Source organism: Bartonella callosciuri (assembly GCF_014203215.1).
GTDB lineage: Bacteria > Pseudomonadota > Alphaproteobacteria > Rhizobiales > Rhizobiaceae > Bartonella > Bartonella callosciuri.
This window is the reverse complement of sequence record NZ_JACHIM010000010.1, coordinates 1-17,534: the sequence shown is the minus strand read 5'-3', so window position 1 is coordinate 17,534 and position 17,534 is coordinate 1. Positions and strand designations below refer to the sequence as shown.

Below are 17,534 nucleotides of genomic sequence, written 5' to 3'. Positions count from 1 at the left end.
CGAGCAGCCGAAGCAGGGTTATGGGCAAAAGGGTCTTATGTCTCTTCTAACTATCAACGCGTTGAAACAAAAGAAGCAACAGGCTTTCTCAAAGCCGAAGCGCTTGCTCCGATTATAGGGTCTTGTTCAGGTCTTGGTGGCTTATTGGCTGGCAATGGTCCTGTGCAATGGGCCCTTGCTGCCATTATGGTTTTAGCCGCATGTGCTGGCATTGTGTTTGTGGCCAAGAGGTTTCGGGAGCAGCGCTTATGATTTTATGGCTTAAGAAATATCCGATGATGCTTACAGCGGCTTTAGCCGTTTTTTTTGTGGCTTTAGTGAAAGCCTTTCATCTTGGCAAGAAATCGGAACAGCAAAAGCAAACAGAGAATGCTTTAAAGACAGCCACAACACGTCTTGAGGTAGAAAATGAAGTTAATCAAAAAAGTGATGGTGATGTGCGCTCTGCTCTGTCTCGTTGGGTGCGGGGCGAATAGGGGTATTTCTTGTGTTGGTTGGTTGCCCATTTATTTGGATAAACAAGATGTTGCGGTCATCAGTTCCAACCTAGCAAGAGAGATCTTAAAGCATAATAAACAGGGTGAAGGCTTGTGTGGGTGGCGATATGACAAGAAAAGAAAATAACAAAGATCAAGATCTCATGGAAAAAGAACAATAGCTGCTTCTTGAGATGATCACTACCTATCAAGGTTTAAAAATGATGTCTCGTTTTGTGAAGTGGTTGGCATTTGTCCTTTTTTTATTTGTTATCGATTTTGCCCGGTTTATGGACGCACTCGACAATATCTTCTCACACCTCAAAAATGGCTAACAAAAAATTAGCGTATTTTTGTACGCTCTTCTTCGAAGAGATCAGAATGTGTGCCTGTACGAACAAGGTGTAATTTGTCTCCTTCAATTCGATAAATCAGCAGCCAATCTGGTTCAATATGGTTATCATGACAGTTCACCCAAGCACCTTTTAGTGGATGATCACAGTAATGTTTCGGTAACGGTTTTTTCTCCATTAGCAGGTTTAACAGCGTACGTAGCTTATTCATATTTTTACCACGCGTTTCTGCTTTACGCACATCACGTTTGAATTGTCCTGAACGAACAGTATTAGCATATCAGATGCCTAAGTCTTTAAACAATGCATCAGCACTTTCAAACGTTTTCCCTTTTCCTTCGTCTAGTTTCTTTATAGCTTTGCGCGTGGTGCTATTGGGGATTTGACATCGAAAGGCAAACAGCCTTTCTCAGCTACACGCAAAAATCTCATGCGAATGAGATCGGATGCACTTAAACCCATGCGTTCTAAGGCGATCATTGCCTGTTTTTTCACTTCACTAGGAATGCGGGCACGAACAACAGCATCAGCTTTCATAGTAATTTCTCCATTCATTAATCTTTATAATGTAGCTACATTGCAACTCCAAGCCAACTTTTTATAAGTGGAAACACTTCGGATATTAGTTTTGCTAAAAAAAACCTGAAAAGCAGTCCTGATTCGTAATAATTAGAAAGAAAAATCTGAGGCTTTTTGCTAGAATCACAATGAAATAATTATTCTTTTTAAAGGATTTTTTAGGTGCTCACACCCTTTAGTAAAACCTTACGTAAACTTCGCATTGATCACTCCGAACGTTTATTAGATATGGCTAAGAAATTAGGTATGTCGATAGCGTTTCTCTCTTCTGGAGAGATTGGCAAAAAGACTGTTCCAGTAGGCATGGAAGATAAGATCATAAAACTCTATGCTTTAGATCAAGAGACAGCAGCACGTTTAAGAAAAGAATCAGATGCTTCTCGCACAAGTTTTACGATCAGACCTTCTAATCCATTGAGTTGTGAAATTTTTGGTATGTTTGTTAGAGTTTTAGATGTTTGTTCACAAGAAGATTTAGAAGCATTCAAAAAATTACTAGAGAAAATTAGTAAAAAAGAATGCGTTTTGGAACAGCAAGTTTGAAAATCCTATTCCCTAACCTTTATTTACTTATCCCGCACCTTAAAAAACACATATAAAATCAATAAGTTATTTGTGATAGAAAAGAATATGGCTCCCCGGGCCGGATTCGAACCAGCGACCAACCGGTTAACAGCCGGTTGCTCTACCACTGAGCTACCGGGGAACACGATGCCCAATTTATTTATTGCAAAGGCTATAGCAAAGCAATACTGATTTGCAAAGGGTAAAATCACTTTTTTAAAAGAAATATCAGAAATTGCATTAAGAAGATAAAAAAAGATCCGAGAGTATTTCTATATCTTGACGGATACGTTGCCTTCCCTTATTGACATTCTTAAATTTTTTGATGAGGCCTCGTGGCGGAATGGTTACGCAGAGGACTGCAAATCCTTGTATCCCGGTTCGATTCCGGGCGAGGCCTCCAGCCAATTAAAAAAGCTGGCCTTTAGGAGGAATATGGGCGAGTAAAGAGTTTCTTTTCATGGTAAAATGCTTTACTATGAAGGATGATCGCTAGAATTGAATTATTAACTGTAGCATACTTTCGGGCAACATTCACACTAAAGGGTTGTAGGTCTTCATTATTACCTTTTTATGATTCTTATTATATGTGGGAGAAAAGGGGCATTATGGTTGTAGATTTTGCAGAGCTTCGTCGCAAAATGGTTGACAATCAAATTCGTACGGTAGATGTAACGGATTTATCGGTTCTTGAATCATTTTTAACGGTGCCGCGTGAAGATTTCATACCGGAAGAGATGAGGGCTTTAAGTTATATTGATACCGATATTATTATATATCCAGCACAAAATAGGCTTTCTACATGCTATTCGATGAGACCTGCCTCTTTAGCAAAGTTGCTACAGCTTGCGGCTATAAAAGCATCGGATATTGTTTTAGATATTGGTGCAAATAGTGGATATTGTGCAGCATTGCTTTCAAAACTTGCAGGGTCTGTCATTGCATTAGAAAGCAATAAAGCTCTTTCAGAACGAACTGCTGAGGTTTTGAAGCGTAATCAATGTAACAATGTGGTTGTGGTCTCTGGGCCTTTAGAGAATGGATATGCGGTTGAGGGGCCTTATGATGTGATTTTTATCGAGGGTTCTGTTGATTTTATTCCGGAAGCTCTTTTTAATCAAATAAAAGACGGTGGGCGTCTTGTCGGGGTTGAAGGACATGGTAATTCCGGTGTTGCAAGAATCTATGTAAAGGAAGAGGGAGTCATTGCAACGCGTCGTGCTTTTAATCTCGCTGTAAAACCTCTTTCCGGTTTTTTAAAAACGCCTGATTTTATATTTTAGTGTTTGCTTTGTTTGTAAATAAAAGATAATTTTATAACTAATGTGGGGTTTGTTATTGTGTGTATTGTTTTCAAAATAAACAAGAAATTTCAGGTGTGTTTGTTACTGGTTTTGAGTATTTTTTCAGGATCGGTTTGTGCTGAAACATTGATGGATGCTTTTGCTAAAGCTTATATACACAATACTAAGTTAAATAGTGAGCGTGCAGCTGTACGTATATCTGGCGATGATGTGGTTATTGCACGGGCGGCGCTTTTGCCACAAATTGAAGGAGTTGGAAGTTATGAGCGCAATAAGTCCATGACAGCTCCTTATATTACTTCTGGATCTATGGGGGTAAGATTAAATCAAAGATTATTCGATGGTTTTATCACGCAAAATACGTTTTCTTCAGCTCAGGTTAAACTGCAGGCACAGCGTGAATATCTTCGAAATACTGAGCAGAATACGTTTCTCGACACTGTAACAGCCTATGCGAATGTATATCAAGCGCGTCGTGTTGCGGATCTTCGGAGAAAAAATTTAGCTGCTCTTGAAGAGCAAGTTCGTTCCAATAAAGCAAAATTTGATGTGGGAGAGGGAGGGCGTGTTGATCTTTTTCAAGCACAAGCGGCGCGTTCTGTGGCTCTTTCGGAGCTTAATCTTGCACGTGCTGATGTAAAGTCAGCAGAGGCAGTGTATCGACAAGTTATTGGCTCTTATCCTGAAAAATTAAAGCGTCCCTCAGTGGCAAAGGATTTGCCAGTAAATCTTGATGCTGCTTATCAAATGAGCGTTACATTACATCCAGCAATCCTTTATGCAAAATATTTGGTTGATGCTAGCCTTTACAATGTAAAGGCTAAAGAAGGAGCTTTGCTTCCTAAAATTGATTTTTCTGCAACAGCATCTTATAATCGAATTTACAGTGGTGCTGGAGAGGATGGGATTTCTAAATCAATAGGGTTGTCTGTTAGTGTTCCGATTTTTGAAGGTGGGCGTACGTCTGCTCAGATTCGTCAATCAAAGGAACAGCTTGGGCAGGCTCGTCTCCAGCTTGATTTAGCTCATAGCAATATAAGACAGGCACTCACGTCTGCCTGGTTTCAGTTAGAGGGTGCACGCGCATCTGTTGTTGCTTATCGTGAGAGTGTCCGTGCTGCTGAAATTGCTCTTAAGGGGCGTATACAAGAAAATCGTGTGGGACAAGCGACGACCTTAGATGTTTTGAATTCTCGAACTCAGTTGATTAATGCTCAAATTGCACTTGCGATCGCAGAGCGTAATGCTGTTGTTGCGAGCTATAGTGTACAATCTTCCATTGGTAAATTGACTGCAAATTATTTAGGCTTGAAAACAATTGAATATATCCGATAAATACATAAAAGTGGTCCTTGAATCTGCAAATAACTTTAATCTTTAAAAGATTAGTAAATCGGTCGTTGAGCATTTTAGGGACTATAACGGTGTAGAGATTATCTTATTAGATTAAAGAAGGTTGTATGCACTCTCTCTTCGTGATAATTACATTTAAAAATATATTGGGGAGTGTGTTGATCTTATGATTCTTTTGCTTACACTAAACATGTGATTCTGTTTGTTGTTGCGTCTTTGAGAGGTTTAAAAGTATGGTACAGAGTTCAAGCGTGTTACGTGAGCCAAGTATGGATGAGATTTTGACATCTATTCGTGAAATAATCGAAGAGAATGCGGTTCAATCTGATCATTTTTTAAATGAAGGTGTTGCAGTGAATGCTTCTGAAGATCGTTCAGCAGTAGCATCAGAGACTGTTTATGATACAACCTTATCGGTTGATGATGCAATGAAGGCTTTGGCTGATCGTATTGGTCTTTCTTCTGAAAACCAAGATTCTTCGTTAACAAAAGAGAAAGAAAATACAGAGGCAGAAAATAATATGATTGGCGTGGATATGCAGAAGGTAAAGCTTTCCTCTGACGAACAGCGTTCTGTTTATAAAACAAAAGAATATAACGATGAGGCGCGTGTATTGCAGTCAGAAAATATGGCGGTTGGTCATGTGGAATTATCTGAATATTGTATTTCTTCTGCGGAGAAGATTGCAAAGGATGTGTTGCGTCCGGCTATAGCAGAATGGTTACAGCGTAAATTACCAGTTTTACTTGAAAATATTTTACGTGAAGAGATTGTTAAAGCAATTAAAAAATCTTCTTAACTATTTGTGTTTTTCATTTTATTTTATACAAACTCCATTAGCAGTTTTACTGGCGCGGGATTAAGTAAGGTTTGCAGAAAGTATGATCGGATTTTGATTATATATTGCATTCGTAGTGGCGTTATAGGTGGGTAGAATGTTAGATAAAAACTATGATGCTGCTTCCGTAGAGAAACGGGTTGCAAAAAGGTGGGAGACGCGTGGTGCTTTTGAAGCGGGTGTGGGTTCCAAAAGTGATGCAGAGCCTTTTTGCGTTATGTTACCGCCTCCTAATGTTACAGGCTCACTTCATATGGGGCATGCACTTAATACGACAATCCAAGATATTGTGGTTAGATTCCAGCGAATGCGTGGCAAGAATGTGTTGTGGCAACCTGGGATGGATCATGCAGGAATTGCTACGCAAATGGTTGTTGAGCGTCAATTGGCAGAGCACAAAGAACCAACGCGTCAAGAGATGGGGAGAGAAAAATTTGTTGAGCGTATTTGGGAATGGCGTCATAAGACTGGAGGCGTTATTGGAAACCAGCTACGTCGCCTTGGTATTTCATGTGATTGGTCGCGTGAGCGGTTTACAATGGATAAAGGCTTATCTCAAGCTGTCCGTGAGGTTTTTGTTACGCTTTATAAGCAAGGGTTGATATATAGGGATAAGCGTTTGGTTAATTGGGATCCTAAATTATTAACAGCTATTTCGGATCTTGAAGTTGAGCAAAAAGAAGTAAAAGGCCATTTGTGGCACTTTAGATATCCCCTTGAAGGGAAAGTTTTTGATCCGGATGATGCTACAACTTTTATAATAGTGGCAACAACTCGGCCAGAGACAATGCTTGGTGATACGGGGATTGCGGTTAATCCTGAAGATGAGCGTTATAAAAATCTTATAGGTAAAAATGCTATTTTGCCGCTTGTCGGTCGTAAGTTATTGATTGTTGGTGATGCTCACGCAGACCCTGATGAGGGGAGTGGTGCTGTGAAAATTACACCAGCACATGATTTTAATGATTTTGAAGTAGGACAGCGTAATAATCTGCAGTTTATAAATATTTTTACAAAAAATGCTAAAATCTTTCTATGTGAAAATGAAGCATTTTTTGATGGTTTGGTTTTGTCGAATGAATTAAAATTATTGGTAGAACATCTTGATCAAGTTGATCGTTTTGTTGCACGTGATCGGATTGTATCTTTGATGCAAGAGGGAGGATATTTAGCAGCTGTTGACGACCATCTTCACACTGTTCCTCATGGGGATCGCAGTGGAGTGCCTATTGAACCGTTCTTGACAGATCAATGGTATGTTCATGCTGCAGAATTAGCTAAACCAGCAATAGAGGCTGTTCATCAGGGAAAAACGCAATTTGTTCCTGATAGCTGGAAGAAAACTTATTTCAATTGGATGCAAAATATTCAACCTTGGTGTATCTCACGCCAATTATGGTGGGGACACCAGATACCGGCTTGGTATGGACCTGATGGTACGGTTTTTGTTGAAAAAAGTGAAGAAGAAGCTTTAGCTTCTGCTCTCTCTCATTATGGTAAAGTGGTTAAATTAAGTCAGGATCAAGATGTTTTAGATACATGGTTTTCTTCTGCTCTTTGGCCTTTTTCAACACTCGGTTGGCCAAATAAAACAACGGAATTAGCTACTTTTTATCCAACATCTCTATCGGTTACGGGATTTGATATTATCTTTTTCTGGGTCGCACGTATGATGATGATGGGGCTTCACTTTATGGGTAAAGTTCCTTTTCCAACGGTTTATGTGCATGCTCTCGTTCGGGATCAGAAGGGAGCAAAGATGTCAAAATCGAAGGGAAATATTATTGATCCATTGGAGCTCATTGATCAGTATAGCGCAGATGCCCTTCGTTTTGCTTTGGCTATTATGGCAGCACAAGGCCGTGACGTCAAACTTGATCCTTCCCGTATTGCAGGCTATCGTAACTTTGCTACGAAATTATGGAATGCTACTCGATTTGCACAGATGAACGGTGTTAAGCATGATCCAGCTTTTAAACCAGAAAAAGCAAAACTTGCGCTTAATCGTTGGATTTTAACAGAGTTATCTAAAACTATTTCAGCAGTAACTGCTGGCATTGAAAATTATAAATTTAATGAGTCTGCTAGCACACTTTATCGCTTTATTTGGAATACATTATGTGATTGGTATTTGGAACTTCTCAAGCCAATATTTCAAGGTTCAAATGAGGAGGATAAAAGGGAGGCTCAGGCATGTACTGCTTGGGTATTAGATGAGGTTTATAAGCTTCTTCATCCTTTTATGCCTCATATGACGGAAGAGTTATGGTTTCTAACAGAAACACCAAGCATGAAGCGTAAGGATATGCTGGCATTGATACAGTGGCCAGAGGAAATGTTTTCAGATGAAGAGGCTGCTTCTGATATTAATTGGCTTATTGATGTTGTCAGTGGGATTCGTTCGGTACGTTTTGAAATGAATATTCCAGCCGGCATTTTAGCGCCTCTTATTATTGTAGAGGGTGGAGAACTAACGCAAGAGCGTGTGCAACGTTATGATGCTCTTCTTAAAAGGTTAGCACGTATTGAAACAATTCATTTTTCTGATAAAATTCCGGCTGTTTCGGTGCAAATGGTTTTGGGAGAAGCAGTTTTTTGTTTGCCATTGGGGAGTTTGATTGATTTAGATGCTGAACGTGCTCGTTTGGTTAAAAATATCAGTAAAATTGAGCAAGATATTGAAAAAATATCGGTTAAATTAAATAATCCAAAATTTATAGAAAACGCAAACCCGGAAATTGTTGAGGTTGAACGTAACAGGATTTTAGAATTGCGTGCTGCGCAAAAGAAGATATCTGTTGCCTTAGAACGATTGGCATAATTGCGATTTTTGTTCTTTCTTTTTCTCATGAATGCACAATGTTATTGCGCGGTTCATTCATAATTTTTTTGAAAGAGAAGCTTTCTTTTCTTCAATTCCAATTCTTAGCTTTACTTATGGTACTATAACGAGAAGTCCACAAAGTTTCACCACTTTGCGTTTATGAAGTTGTAAGTTATCATTATATTTATTCACCTTCGCTGTTATTTACTGTTTTCGTATTTAAACGATTCATTAATCACATGTTGCATTCATCCTAAAATGTTTTTCAGTACACATGTCTTTTTATTGAACAGTTTTTGTTGATGATAATAAGAATATTTTAAATAGAAAAATATTACGATATCAAGGGATCTGGTACAAAATACAGAATAGTGATTTCCGTTTATTTACCTTTTTATTAGAATTCTTACCTTCAAAATATCTTTTTCTCTTACTAAAAAGATTTCAAATATCTGTACGAAAAAATTTGTAGCAGATACACTAAGTGAAACTAACATAAGGGGGGAGTTTCAGATGATAACTAGGTTTAGAGTATGGGAAAAAGCTACGATTATTATTACTTTAGGAGGAGTTCTTTCTACTGCTTATGTGGTAGATGTAAAGAGTGGACAGGAAGCTATTAATAGTTCATTCTATTTTTTAAAACGTGGTATGTCTTCTTATAAGAATGGGCAAATAAATCAGGCACTTTCGCGTTACAGCCGATATGGGAAATATTGGTGCGCGTTGGAAGCTTTGCTCTATCTATGCGAAGGGTGATGGTGTTCCTGAAGATGATTATAAGGCATACAAGTTTTTTGCATATATCGTTGAAAAAGGCGCTGATTTTGGTTCAGAGGATGAGAGCTATGCTTCTGATGCTTTGGTTAAACTTGCGGGTCATATAAAAAAGGACATTCCTCAATCACAGGTAAAACCAAATCTTTCTTAATACTGCTAGTTTTTAGATGCAGGCTGCGATGAATTATGGGAATCCCAAAGCTCAGTATTACTTGGGAAAAATATTTTTAAAGGGAGAAGGAATAGACAAAAATCTTGTACAGGCAGTGCGATGGTTTCAGCTTTCTGCAAGAAAAGGGAATCCTCCTGCTCAAGCGATGTTTGGAAATATGATGCTTCAGGCTGGAAAAACAGTTCGCGGTACAGCAATGTTAACTGCAGCCTACGAAAAAGCTAATGTAAAAGATAAAGATTGGATTTGCTCTATGAAAAGAGCACGCTTTTTCTCTTTGTAATGAATGTGAAAAACGTACTGCAGTGTCATTGGCTGGTGATATTTTAAAAAACAACAGCCTTTGAACATTTTCTTGCAACCTTCTTCATCATTTTTTATTGGATCCTGGTTTCTTGTATCTTAGATTACAAGAGAGAGCTTATTCTCATAATAGATGGTTAATGGTTGAGAATTTTAGATAAAAAATCTTGAGCGCGTGATGTTCTAGCCTGTGGATCTGAAAAAAACTCTTCAGATGAGCAGTCTTCGAGAATCCTCCCTTGATCCATGAAAATAACACGCTCTGAAACTTTTTGTGCAAATCCCATTTCATGGGTTACACAAATCATCGTCATACCTTCTTCTGCTAAATTGATCATGACATCGAGGACTTCCCCTACCATTTCAGGATCTAGAGCAGATGTTGGTTCATCAAAAAGCATAACGAGTGGGTCCATGGTTAAGGCTCGCGCGATAGCAACGCGTTGTTGTTGACCTCCAGAAAGTTGAGCAGGGTATTTATTTTTATGTTCAATGAGTCCAACCCGTTCAAGATACAACAAACCACGCTCAAGAGCTTCTTCTTTGTTGCGCTTTAGGACTTTGATTTGTGCAATTGTTAAATTTTCCATGACAGATAAATGTGGAAAAAGCTCGAAGTGTTGAAATACCATTCCTACCTGACTACGCAATTTAGGCAGATTCGTTTTCTTTGAATGGACAGGAGTTCTATTAATCCAAATTTCCCCTTTTTGAAAAGGAACGAGAGCGTTAATAGTTTTAATAAATGTTGATTTTCCTGAACCTGATGGCCCGCAAACTACCACAACTTCCCCTTTGTTAATATTGGTTGTGCAGTCTTTAAGAACATTAATCTCGCCATACCAGTTAGAAACATTTTTGATTTCGATCATATGAGTAGACATTTTTTTTCCTGTTAGCGAATAATGGATATTTTTTTCTGTAAATACAAAACCATCTGTGACAGTGTAAAACAGATAACAAAATAGAAAATGGCTGCCAAGACATAAGCTTCTTGCTTCACACCAAAATTGTTAGCAACAATATCAAAACCGTTCAAGAGGCTATTGCCACTAATTGCATAAACAAGCGTTGTGTCCTGAAAGAGGATAATAACTTGTGTTAAAAAAACTGGCAGCATATCTCTAAAGGCTTGAGGAAGAATTACAATATACATACTTTGCCAATATGTCATTCCGAGAGCTTGTCCTGCATGTTTTTGCCCTTGCGAAACGGATTTTATGCCGGCACGCATAATTTCGGCAAAATAAGCAGTTTCAAATGCTGTAAAGGTAATGAGTGCTGATTTATTTGCACCGATTGATATCCCAGTTAGGAAAGGTAAAAGTACAAAAAACCATAAAATAACCATCACAAGTGGTATTGAACGCATGGCAGTTATATAAATTATTGCAAGCCAAGAGAGCAGTTTCATGGAAGAAAGCCGCATTATTGCTAAGAGCGTTCCGAAGACAAGTCCTAATATTGTTGCAAAAAGGGTTAGAAAAACGCTAAAAAGTAAACCTGAAAGAATGTAAGAACGGAATATATCAAAAGTGAAAAATGAAAAGTCAAAGTCTGAAAAATCAAGAGGAAAAGAAAATCCAAGCTGGGAGGTTATGAAATTTATCATATTCAATGCTCCTCTGTTTGAAAATTAGGTATTTTAAGCATTTGTTCAATTATCGTCATAATGATGAATATGAATAAAGATACAAAGATGTACAGAATCGTGACAATGAGATAGTTTTCATAAACATGGCTTACTTCTTCGATCGTTTGGTATTGAAATTGCATCAGTTCATTTATTGAAACGGCGAATGCTATAGATGAATTTTTTACAATACCCATTGCTTCTGAAGTAAGGGGTGGTATGATTCTGCGTATAGCACTTGGTAATATAATATAGCGGTAAATTTGATAGGTCGTAAATCCCATTGCCATAGCGGCGTAACGCTGTCCAGAAGGAATCGCTTCAATACCGGAGCGAACCTGTTCTGCAATGCGAGCCGAGGTAAAGAATCCCAAGGCACCTGTTATTAAAAGAATGGGTGAAAATTTCATGGCTGGTGGATAAATTTTTGGCACAACAAAATACCATAAAAATACCTGTACAAGGAGAGGAATATTACGCATGATTTCCACCCAGATACTTCCAATAGTCCGCAATAAACAACGGATCATGGAAGTTTTCTGGAGAGTGCGCATTGTTCCTATAATGATCCCCCAAAATACAGCCAAGGCCAGTGAAGAGACAGATAATATAACTGTATTTTTAAAACCATCGAGCAGTGTATCTAAATAGGTATGACTCACACCAGGGGTTCCAAGGCATCCCGCTATAAATGTTTGGTTAAGATCATCTGTACAAAGAAAAGAAAAGTCCATTAACTGCATTTCCTAAATTTAGTCACCTGTAAAACAGAATAACAAACTAACCGTATTTTACATACGCTGGATTTATTAAAAAGTGAGATAAAACACAACCACACTCAATTTTCAAAGAGTGTGGTTATTCTTTTTTGTAGAATTCTACAAATTATTTTGTGTGTAATTTTCACGAGACTTATTGTTTGGGTGTTCCCAAGCATATTTTGTTGCTTTAGACAAGGGAAGATTGACAATAGTGTTCGCAGGTGGGATTGGTTTCATAAACCATTTATCATAAAGTTTTTCAAGTGATTTATCTTTGATTTGACGTACGATGCTTTCATTGATTGCTTGTTCGAAGTTTTTATCATTTAAACGGAGCATACAAGCGATGGGTTCAACAGAAAGTACCGTATCAAGGATGACATAATCAGATGGATTTTTTGATTTAGCAATATGCCCAGCAAGAATCGAAGCATCCATAACAAATGCGTCTGCACGGCCAGATTCTAACAATAAGAAGCTGTCTCCATGGTCCTTTCCCGTCACAACATTAAAGTGAATATTTTTTGCACGTTTGTTTTTACGGATAAGCTGAACAGGTGTTGTACCGGTGGTGGTTGCAACTGTTTTCCCATTTAAATCGGCAAGAGATTTAATGTTAGAGTTTTTTTTGACGGCAATTCGAACTTCCTCGATATAAGTGGTATAAGCAAATGCTGCTTCTTTACTGCGAGCAACATCATTTGTTGTTGAGCCACACTCAAAATCGTAGGTGCTATTTTTCAAGAGAGGGATTCTGTTCTGCGATGTGATAGGGAGATATTTAATTTTGATTGGCTTACCAATTTTTTTTGAAATATCATCAATGATATGCTCTGCCATTTCTGTATGGAAACCCACATATTTGTCATTACCCAGGGCATAGGCTAGAGCTGATGATTCGCGGACACCTAGGGTGATTTCTCCCGTCTTTTTTATTTTTTCAAGTGTATCACTTCTAGCATGTGCGATACTTGTCAGTCCAATAGCAGTTGCTGCAATAAGCATTAAGAGCGATTTTTTCATTCTATCTTCCATTATCCTCCATTATTTATGAACCATTATTTTGTTTTTATTATTTAAGATTTATTCACGTATGGTGTAGTAGCACATTATTGTTCTAGGTGGGATATTTTTTTGTTATCTCAATAAAGCAGGTGTTATGTTTTAATTAACTGAAATTAAGGTGAGCCCAAACGGGAGTATGATCGGATGGTTTTTGATATCCTCTTACTTCTGCTTGGCTATAAGCGCAGATAAGTTGATCGACAGCTTCTGGTGATAAAAGCAAGTGATCAATACGAATTCCGTTATTTTTATGCCATGCAGCAGCTTGAAAATCCCAGAAGCTGAAAGAGGGGTTCTCTGTGACATTACGAATAGCGTCATAAAAACCTAAATGAATAATACGCTGAAATGCCTGTCTTGTTTGCGGAAGAAATAAGGCATCATGATTCCATTCTTGGGGGTTTTTTGCATCCAAAGGAGAAGGGATAACATTATAATCACCAGCGAGAATAAGAGGTTCTTCATATGCAAGTAATGATTTTGCATGTGCATATAATCTTTCCATCCATTCCATTTTATAAGGATATTTTTCGCTTTTTACAGGATTTCCATTTGGCAGATAAAGGGATGCAACCCGGATAACGCCTTTATTTGTTGAATAAACGGCTTCAATGTAACGCGTTTGCTCATCATTATCATTGCCCGGTAATCGGCGGATAACTTCATCAGGGGTTTTTTTAGAGAGAATCGCAACGCCATTAAAACTTTTTTGTCCATGTGTTTCTATGTGATAACCTAGCCCTTCAATTGCATCGCGTGGAAAATTCTCATCGGTGCTTTTAATTTCTTGTAGGCAGACTATATCGGGTTTGTTCTTCTGTAGCCATTGGTAGAGTGTTTCATGCCGTGCTTTTATTCCAGCAATATTCCACGTTACTATTTTCATGGTGCTCATCTTAAATACCACATGTTGTGCAATTTATTAAATTGCTGGGTTAGAGTGTTCTTATAGATATATACCCGCAATATAGTGAGTCTTTGATGTTGGTATGTAGAAGGATCACTAGAGGAAGTCTAGTATAGAAAGAGTTCTTATAAAAACCAAATTAAGGCATTACAATTAATTTATTTCATTTTTTAAAACTTTCTGATGTTTAGTTCTTGACGAATGTACGTGTTCTCGCTATTAGAAGCCATTATAGCTGATGTGAGAGTGACTAAAGGTTTTGGGTTTTTATTCAAAAGTCATTCAAACAGATTTTATTTTAAAGATTAAAAGCAAATGCTAGTGCAAAAGGCTATTGCCTTCTCTGCTTGTAATCGGGTAAGCTGTTTATAACAGTCCTGCCCGGTTTTGTGTGTGGGATTAAGTGCTTGTTCCGATTTTATCGGAGTGGGTGAAAGTGGAAAAAGCCCGAGAGGGCGAAACGAACGTAGATCAAAAAAAGAGGAAGGTTGCATGCCTACCGTAAATCAATTGATTCGCAAGCCGCGTATTGTGTCAGTTAAACGCAATAAGGTTCCTGCTCTTCAGTCGAATCCACAGAAGCGTGGGGTTTGTACGCGTGTCTATACAACGACGCCGAAGAAGCCAAATTCTGCACTTCGTAAAGTTGCTAAGATCCGTTTGACAAATGGATTTGAGGTGATTGGCTACATTCCTGGAGAGGGTCATAATCTTCAAGAGCACTCTGTTGTCATGATACGGGGTGGCCGTGTGAAGGATTTGCCAGGAGTTCGTTACCACATTATTCGTGGTTTGCTTGATACGCAAGGTGTCAAGAATCGTAAACAGCGTCGTTCGAAGTATGGCGCGAAGCGTCCAAAATAATATTGAGAGACCAAACCGATGTCCCGTCGCCATAGAGCAGAAAAACGTGAAGTTAATCCAGATCCTAAGTTCGGTGATTTGGTTGTTACAAAATTTATGAATGCCATTATGTTTGATGGTAAGAAGTCAGTTGCTGAGCGTATTGTTTATGGTGCGCTTGATGCTGTAGAGAAGAAAGTAAAAACAGATCCTGTGGCTCTGTTTCATAAAGCGTTAGAGAATGTTGCTCCTCATATTGAGGTTCGTTCACGTCGTGTTGGTGGTGCTACTTATCAGGTTCCAATTGATGTTCGTCCTGATCGCCGTCAGGCTCTTGCTATTCGTTGGCTGATTATGGCGGCGCGAGGACGAAATGAAACGACAATGATTGATCGTCTTTCTGGTGAGCTTATGGATGCGGCTAATAATCGCGGTTCTGCAGTAAAGAAGCGTGAGGATGTTCATCGTATGGCTGAAGCTAATCGTGCATTTTCTCATTATCGCTGGTAGATGTGTTTAAAACTTAAGGCAAGTACAATGGCTCGCGAATATAAAATTGAGGATTATCGTAATTTTGGTATTATGGCGCATATTGATGCTGGTAAGACCACTATGACTGAGCGCATTTTGTTCTATACGGGTAAGAATCATAAGATTGGTGAGACGCACGATGGTGCTTCTACAATGGATTGGATGGAGCAGGAGCAGGAGCGTGGTATTACGATTACATCTGCTGCGACGACAACCTTTTGGGAGGGGCGTGATGGTCGTAAACGGCGCTTTAATATTATTGATACGCCGGGCCACGTTGATTTTACAATCGAAGTTGAACGTTCTTTGCGTGTCCTTGATGGGGCAATAGCGTTGTTGGATGCGAATGCTGGTGTGGAGCCCCAGACGGAAACTGTTTGGAGGCAGGCTGAGAAATATCGTGTGCCGCGCATGGTTTTTGTCAATAAAATGGATAAGATAGGTGCTGACTTTTATCGTAGTGTGGAGATGGTTAGCTCACGGTTAGGGGCTAAAGCGCTTGTTTTGCAGTTACCAATTGGTGCTGAAAATGATTTTGAGGGTGTTGTTGATCTTGTTGAGATGAAGGCATTGAAATGGGATGGTTCGATTGGTGCTTCGGCAGTGGTCAGTGAAATTCCCTCTGATTTGAAAGAGAAGGCGGAAGAGTATCGCGAAAAACTAATTGAAATGGCGGTTGAAGTTGATGAAGCTGCGACAGAAGCTTATTTGGAGGGTGTTATGCCAACCGATGAGCAGCTTGTTTCTCTTATTCGTAAGGGAACTATAGAGGTTCAGTTTCATCCGGTTCTTTGTGGTACAGCTTTTAAAAATAAGGGTGTTCAACCACTTTTGGATGCTGTTATTTCTTATCTTCCTTCTCCGGTTGATGTTCCTGCGATTAGTGGTGTTGATGTAAAGACTGAGTCTGAGACGACGCGTGAATCTTCAGACGATGCACCGCTTTCTATGCTTGCTTTTAAGATTATGAATGATCCATTTGTTGGATCTTTAACTTTCTGTCGTATTTATTCTGGTAAGGTTCAAAAAGGCATTTCTCTTGAAAATACTGTCAAGAGGAAGAGGGAGCGTTTGGGGCGTATGCTTCAAATGCATTCAAATTCTCGTGAGGATATTGAGGAGGCTTTTGCTGGTGATATTGTTGCGCTTGCAGGACTTAAAGAAACGACAACGGGTGATACTCTCTGCGATCCTTTGAAACCGGTTGTTTTGGAACGGATGGAGTTTCCAGAGCCTGTTATTGAAATTGCAATTGAGCCAAAGACGAAAGCGGATCAGGAAAAAATGGGAATTGCGCTCAATCGTTTGGCTGCTGAAGATCCTTCATTTCGTGTAAAATCTGATGAAGAATCAGGTCAAACCATTATAGCTGGAATGGGTGAGCTTCATCTTGATATTATTGTTGATCGTATGCGGCGTGAATTTAAGGTTGAGGCAAATGTTGGTCAGCCTCAGGTTGCTTATCGTGAATCGATTACAAAAATGGCAGAAATTGATTATACGCATAAGAAGCAATCTGGTGGTGCAGGGCAGTTTGCTCGTGTAAAAATTATTTTTGAACCGCATGATGGTGATGATTTCCTTTTTGAGTCAAAAATTGTTGGTGGTGCTGTTCCAAAAGAATATATTCCCGGTGTTCAAAAGGGGATTGAGAGTGTTATGGGATCTGGTCCTCTTGCGGGTTTTCCTATGCTTGGTGTAAAAGCAACGCTGGTTGATGGTGGTTATCATGATGTTGATTCTTCCGTTTTAGCTTTTGAAATTGCTGCTCGTGCTGCTTTTCGTGATGGAGCAAAGAAGGCTGGTGCACAGCTTCTAGAGCCGATCATGAAGGTAGAGGTTGTAACTCCAGAAGATTATGTTGGTGATGTCATTGGTGATCTAAATTCTCGTCGCGGTCAAATTTCAGGAACTGAAGCGCGTGGTATTGCTACAGTTGTGAATGCGATGGTTCCTTTGGCAAATATGTTTGGTTATGTGAATACTCTTCGTTCGATGAGTCAGGGGCGTGCGCAGTATACAATGCAGTTTGATCATTACGACCCTGTTCCTTCGGCTGTTGCTTTGGAGATTCAAAAGAAATACGCGTGATTTTATTAGGTCATTAATTTTTAACTTAATCCTTGATTTGGATGGAAAATGGAGAGCTCAAATGGCAAAGAGCAAGTTTGAACGAACGAAGCCGCATGTTAATATTGGAACGATTGGTCACGTTGATCATGGTAAGACCTCATTAACAGCAGCAAT

Annotated in this window: 19 protein-coding genes, 2 tRNA genes and 2 pseudogenes; 15 read left to right on the top strand and 8 right to left on the bottom strand. The window is 39.0% G+C overall.

The window, feature by feature from the left end; all coding sequences use genetic code 11:
• The 3 genes and pseudogenes from HNQ69_RS06890 to HNQ69_RS08045 all read left to right on the top strand — a co-directional run.
• A pseudogene (locus HNQ69_RS06890) lies at positions 1-252 on the top strand (lysozyme); the annotation flags it as partial.
• Positions 249-476: a hypothetical protein gene (locus HNQ69_RS06885; RefSeq protein WP_183229308.1), complete on the top strand. Its 228-nt coding sequence runs from the start codon at positions 249-251 to the stop codon at positions 474-476. The pseudogene HNQ69_RS06890 and the gene HNQ69_RS06885, both read left to right, overlap by 4 nt.
• On the top strand, positions 409-624 hold the full coding sequence (locus HNQ69_RS08045) for a hypothetical protein (RefSeq protein ID WP_246348552.1): 216 nt from the start codon (positions 409-411) through the stop codon (positions 622-624). Before HNQ69_RS06885 ends, HNQ69_RS08045 begins: the two co-directional genes overlap by 68 nt.
• Positions 625-818: 194 nt before the next feature.
• On the opposite strand, the pseudogene HNQ69_RS06880 reads toward HNQ69_RS08045, so the two are convergent.
• Positions 819-1,085: pseudogene (locus HNQ69_RS06880) on the bottom strand (type II toxin-antitoxin system YafQ family toxin); the annotation flags it as partial.
• A 95-nt stretch (positions 1,086-1,180) separates the two neighbouring features.
• Positions 1,181-1,366: a type II toxin-antitoxin system RelB/DinJ family antitoxin gene (locus tag HNQ69_RS06875; RefSeq protein WP_425486689.1), complete on the bottom strand. Its 186-nt coding sequence runs from the start codon at positions 1,364-1,366 to the stop codon at positions 1,181-1,183.
• Between the two features lie 204 nt (positions 1,367-1,570).
• On the opposite strand from HNQ69_RS06875, the gene HNQ69_RS06870 reads away from it, so the two are divergent.
• Positions 1,571-1,951, top strand: coding sequence for an XRE family transcriptional regulator (locus HNQ69_RS06870; RefSeq protein WP_183229304.1), 381 nt, complete (start codon positions 1,571-1,573; stop codon positions 1,949-1,951).
• 88 nt (positions 1,952-2,039) lie between these two features.
• Here HNQ69_RS06870 and HNQ69_RS06865 read toward each other — a convergent pair.
• Positions 2,040-2,114 (bottom strand) — tRNA-Asn (locus tag HNQ69_RS06865).
• Positions 2,115-2,301: 187 nt separating this feature from the next.
• Here HNQ69_RS06865 and HNQ69_RS06860 point away from each other — a divergent pair.
• From HNQ69_RS06860 to HNQ69_RS08375, 7 genes are all read left to right on the top strand, one after another.
• Positions 2,302-2,375: transfer RNA gene (locus tag HNQ69_RS06860), tRNA-Cys, on the top strand.
• 205 nt (positions 2,376-2,580) lie between these two features.
• Positions 2,581-3,255 carry a protein-L-isoaspartate O-methyltransferase family protein gene (locus HNQ69_RS06855; protein WP_183229303.1) on the top strand — a complete coding sequence of 225 codons (675 nt, stop codon included), beginning with the start codon at positions 2,581-2,583 and terminating at the stop codon, positions 3,253-3,255.
• Positions 3,256-3,288: 33 nt separating this feature from the next.
• Positions 3,289-4,611 carry a TolC family outer membrane protein gene (locus HNQ69_RS06850; protein WP_183229307.1) on the top strand — a complete coding sequence of 441 codons (1,323 nt, stop codon included), beginning with the start codon at positions 3,289-3,291 and terminating at the stop codon, positions 4,609-4,611.
• A gap of 251 nt (positions 4,612-4,862) precedes the next feature.
• A complete protein-coding gene (locus tag HNQ69_RS06845) occupies positions 4,863-5,429 on the top strand; it encodes a DUF2497 domain-containing protein (RefSeq protein ID WP_183229302.1) in 567 nt (188 codons plus the stop codon).
• A gap of 136 nt (positions 5,430-5,565) precedes the next feature.
• Entirely contained in the window at positions 5,566-8,289 is a 2,724-nt protein-coding gene (locus HNQ69_RS06840; protein WP_183229301.1) for a valine--tRNA ligase, read from the top strand.
• A gap of 709 nt (positions 8,290-8,998) precedes the next feature.
• Entirely contained in the window at positions 8,999-9,223 is a 225-nt protein-coding gene (locus tag HNQ69_RS08380; protein ID WP_425486688.1) for a hypothetical protein, read from the top strand.
• A 28-nt stretch (positions 9,224-9,251) separates the two neighbouring features.
• The gene (locus tag HNQ69_RS08375) at positions 9,252-9,527 is read left to right on the top strand and encodes a tetratricopeptide repeat protein (protein WP_425486687.1); all 276 of its coding nucleotides are present in this window, start codon (positions 9,252-9,254) and stop codon (positions 9,525-9,527) included.
• A gap of 157 nt (positions 9,528-9,684) precedes the next feature.
• Here HNQ69_RS08375 and HNQ69_RS06830 read toward each other — a convergent pair whose 3' ends face one another.
• The 5 genes from HNQ69_RS06830 to xth form a co-directional block, all read right to left on the bottom strand.
• Entirely contained in the window at positions 9,685-10,431 is a 747-nt protein-coding gene (locus HNQ69_RS06830; protein WP_281380994.1) for an amino acid ABC transporter ATP-binding protein, read from the bottom strand.
• 11 nt (positions 10,432-10,442) lie between these two features.
• A complete protein-coding gene (locus tag HNQ69_RS06825) occupies positions 10,443-11,159 on the bottom strand; it encodes an amino acid ABC transporter permease (protein ID WP_183229300.1) in 717 nt (238 codons plus the stop codon).
• Positions 11,160-11,161: 2 nt separating this feature from the next.
• The gene (locus tag HNQ69_RS06820; RefSeq protein ID WP_183229299.1) at positions 11,162-11,914 is read right to left on the bottom strand and encodes an amino acid ABC transporter permease; all 753 of its coding nucleotides are present in this window, start codon (positions 11,912-11,914) and stop codon (positions 11,162-11,164) included.
• A gap of 144 nt (positions 11,915-12,058) precedes the next feature.
• Positions 12,059-12,964 carry a transporter substrate-binding domain-containing protein gene (locus HNQ69_RS06815; protein WP_183229298.1) on the bottom strand — a complete coding sequence of 302 codons (906 nt, stop codon included), beginning with the start codon at positions 12,962-12,964 and terminating at the stop codon, positions 12,059-12,061.
• 145 nt (positions 12,965-13,109) lie between these two features.
• Positions 13,110-13,892, bottom strand: a complete 783-nt coding sequence (gene xth / locus HNQ69_RS06810) for an exodeoxyribonuclease III (protein WP_183229297.1) — start codon at positions 13,890-13,892, stop codon at positions 13,110-13,112.
• A 513-nt stretch (positions 13,893-14,405) separates the two neighbouring features.
• Between xth and rpsL the strand changes: the two genes are divergently transcribed.
• From rpsL to HNQ69_RS06790, 4 genes are all read left to right on the top strand, one after another.
• Positions 14,406-14,777 (top strand): 30S ribosomal protein S12, encoded by a 372-nt coding sequence (rpsL, locus tag HNQ69_RS06805; RefSeq protein ID WP_183229296.1) that lies wholly within the window; start codon positions 14,406-14,408, stop codon positions 14,775-14,777.
• A gap of 18 nt (positions 14,778-14,795) precedes the next feature.
• The gene (gene rpsG, locus HNQ69_RS06800; protein ID WP_183229295.1) at positions 14,796-15,266 is read left to right on the top strand and encodes a 30S ribosomal protein S7; all 471 of its coding nucleotides are present in this window, start codon (positions 14,796-14,798) and stop codon (positions 15,264-15,266) included.
• Positions 15,267-15,293: 27 nt separating this feature from the next.
• A complete protein-coding gene (fusA, locus tag HNQ69_RS06795; RefSeq protein ID WP_183229294.1) occupies positions 15,294-17,378 on the top strand; it encodes an elongation factor G in 2,085 nt (694 codons plus the stop codon).
• A 61-nt stretch (positions 17,379-17,439) separates the two neighbouring features.
• Positions 17,440-17,534, top strand: a 95-nt coding sequence (locus HNQ69_RS06790) for a GTP-binding protein (RefSeq protein WP_002972655.1), incomplete at its 3' end; no start/stop codon positions are given.

Excerpts from the sequence above, each read along its gene's own strand:
- fusA (WP_183229294.1), top strand. The coding sequence starts at position 15,294 with ATGGCTCGCGAATATAAAATTGAGGATTATCGTAATTTTGGTATTATG.
- rpsL (WP_183229296.1), top strand. The coding sequence starts at position 14,406 with ATGCCTACCGTAAATCAATTGATTCGCAAGCCGCGTATTGTGTCAGTT.
- HNQ69_RS08045 (WP_246348552.1), top strand. The coding sequence starts at position 409 with ATGAAGTTAATCAAAAAAGTGATGGTGATGTGCGCTCTGCTCTGTCTC.
- HNQ69_RS06815 (WP_183229298.1), bottom strand. The coding sequence starts at position 12,964 with ATGAAAAAATCGCTCTTAATGCTTATTGCAGCAACTGCTATTGGACTG.
- HNQ69_RS08375 (WP_425486687.1), top strand. The coding sequence starts at position 9,252 with ATGAATTATGGGAATCCCAAAGCTCAGTATTACTTGGGAAAAATATTT.
- HNQ69_RS06840 (WP_183229301.1), top strand. The coding sequence starts at position 5,566 with ATGTTAGATAAAAACTATGATGCTGCTTCCGTAGAGAAACGGGTTGCA.
- rpsG (WP_183229295.1), top strand. The coding sequence starts at position 14,796 with ATGTCCCGTCGCCATAGAGCAGAAAAACGTGAAGTTAATCCAGATCCT.
- HNQ69_RS06855 (WP_183229303.1), top strand. The coding sequence starts at position 2,581 with ATGGTTGTAGATTTTGCAGAGCTTCGTCGCAAAATGGTTGACAATCAA.
- HNQ69_RS06820 (WP_183229299.1), bottom strand. The coding sequence starts at position 11,914 with ATGGACTTTTCTTTTCTTTGTACAGATGATCTTAACCAAACATTTATA.
- HNQ69_RS06845 (WP_183229302.1), top strand. The coding sequence starts at position 4,863 with ATGGTACAGAGTTCAAGCGTGTTACGTGAGCCAAGTATGGATGAGATT.
- HNQ69_RS06885 (WP_183229308.1), top strand. The coding sequence starts at position 249 with ATGATTTTATGGCTTAAGAAATATCCGATGATGCTTACAGCGGCTTTA.
- HNQ69_RS06830 (WP_281380994.1), bottom strand. The coding sequence starts at position 10,431 with ATGTCTACTCATATGATCGAAATCAAAAATGTTTCTAACTGGTATGGC.
- xth (WP_183229297.1), bottom strand. The coding sequence starts at position 13,892 with ATGAAAATAGTAACGTGGAATATTGCTGGAATAAAAGCACGGCATGAA.
- HNQ69_RS06875 (WP_425486689.1), bottom strand. The coding sequence starts at position 1,366 with ATGAAAGCTGATGCTGTTGTTCGTGCCCGCATTCCTAGTGAAGTGAAA.
- HNQ69_RS06825 (WP_183229300.1), bottom strand. The coding sequence starts at position 11,159 with ATGATAAATTTCATAACCTCCCAGCTTGGATTTTCTTTTCCTCTTGAT.
- HNQ69_RS08380 (WP_425486688.1), top strand. The coding sequence starts at position 8,999 with ATGGGAAATATTGGTGCGCGTTGGAAGCTTTGCTCTATCTATGCGAAG.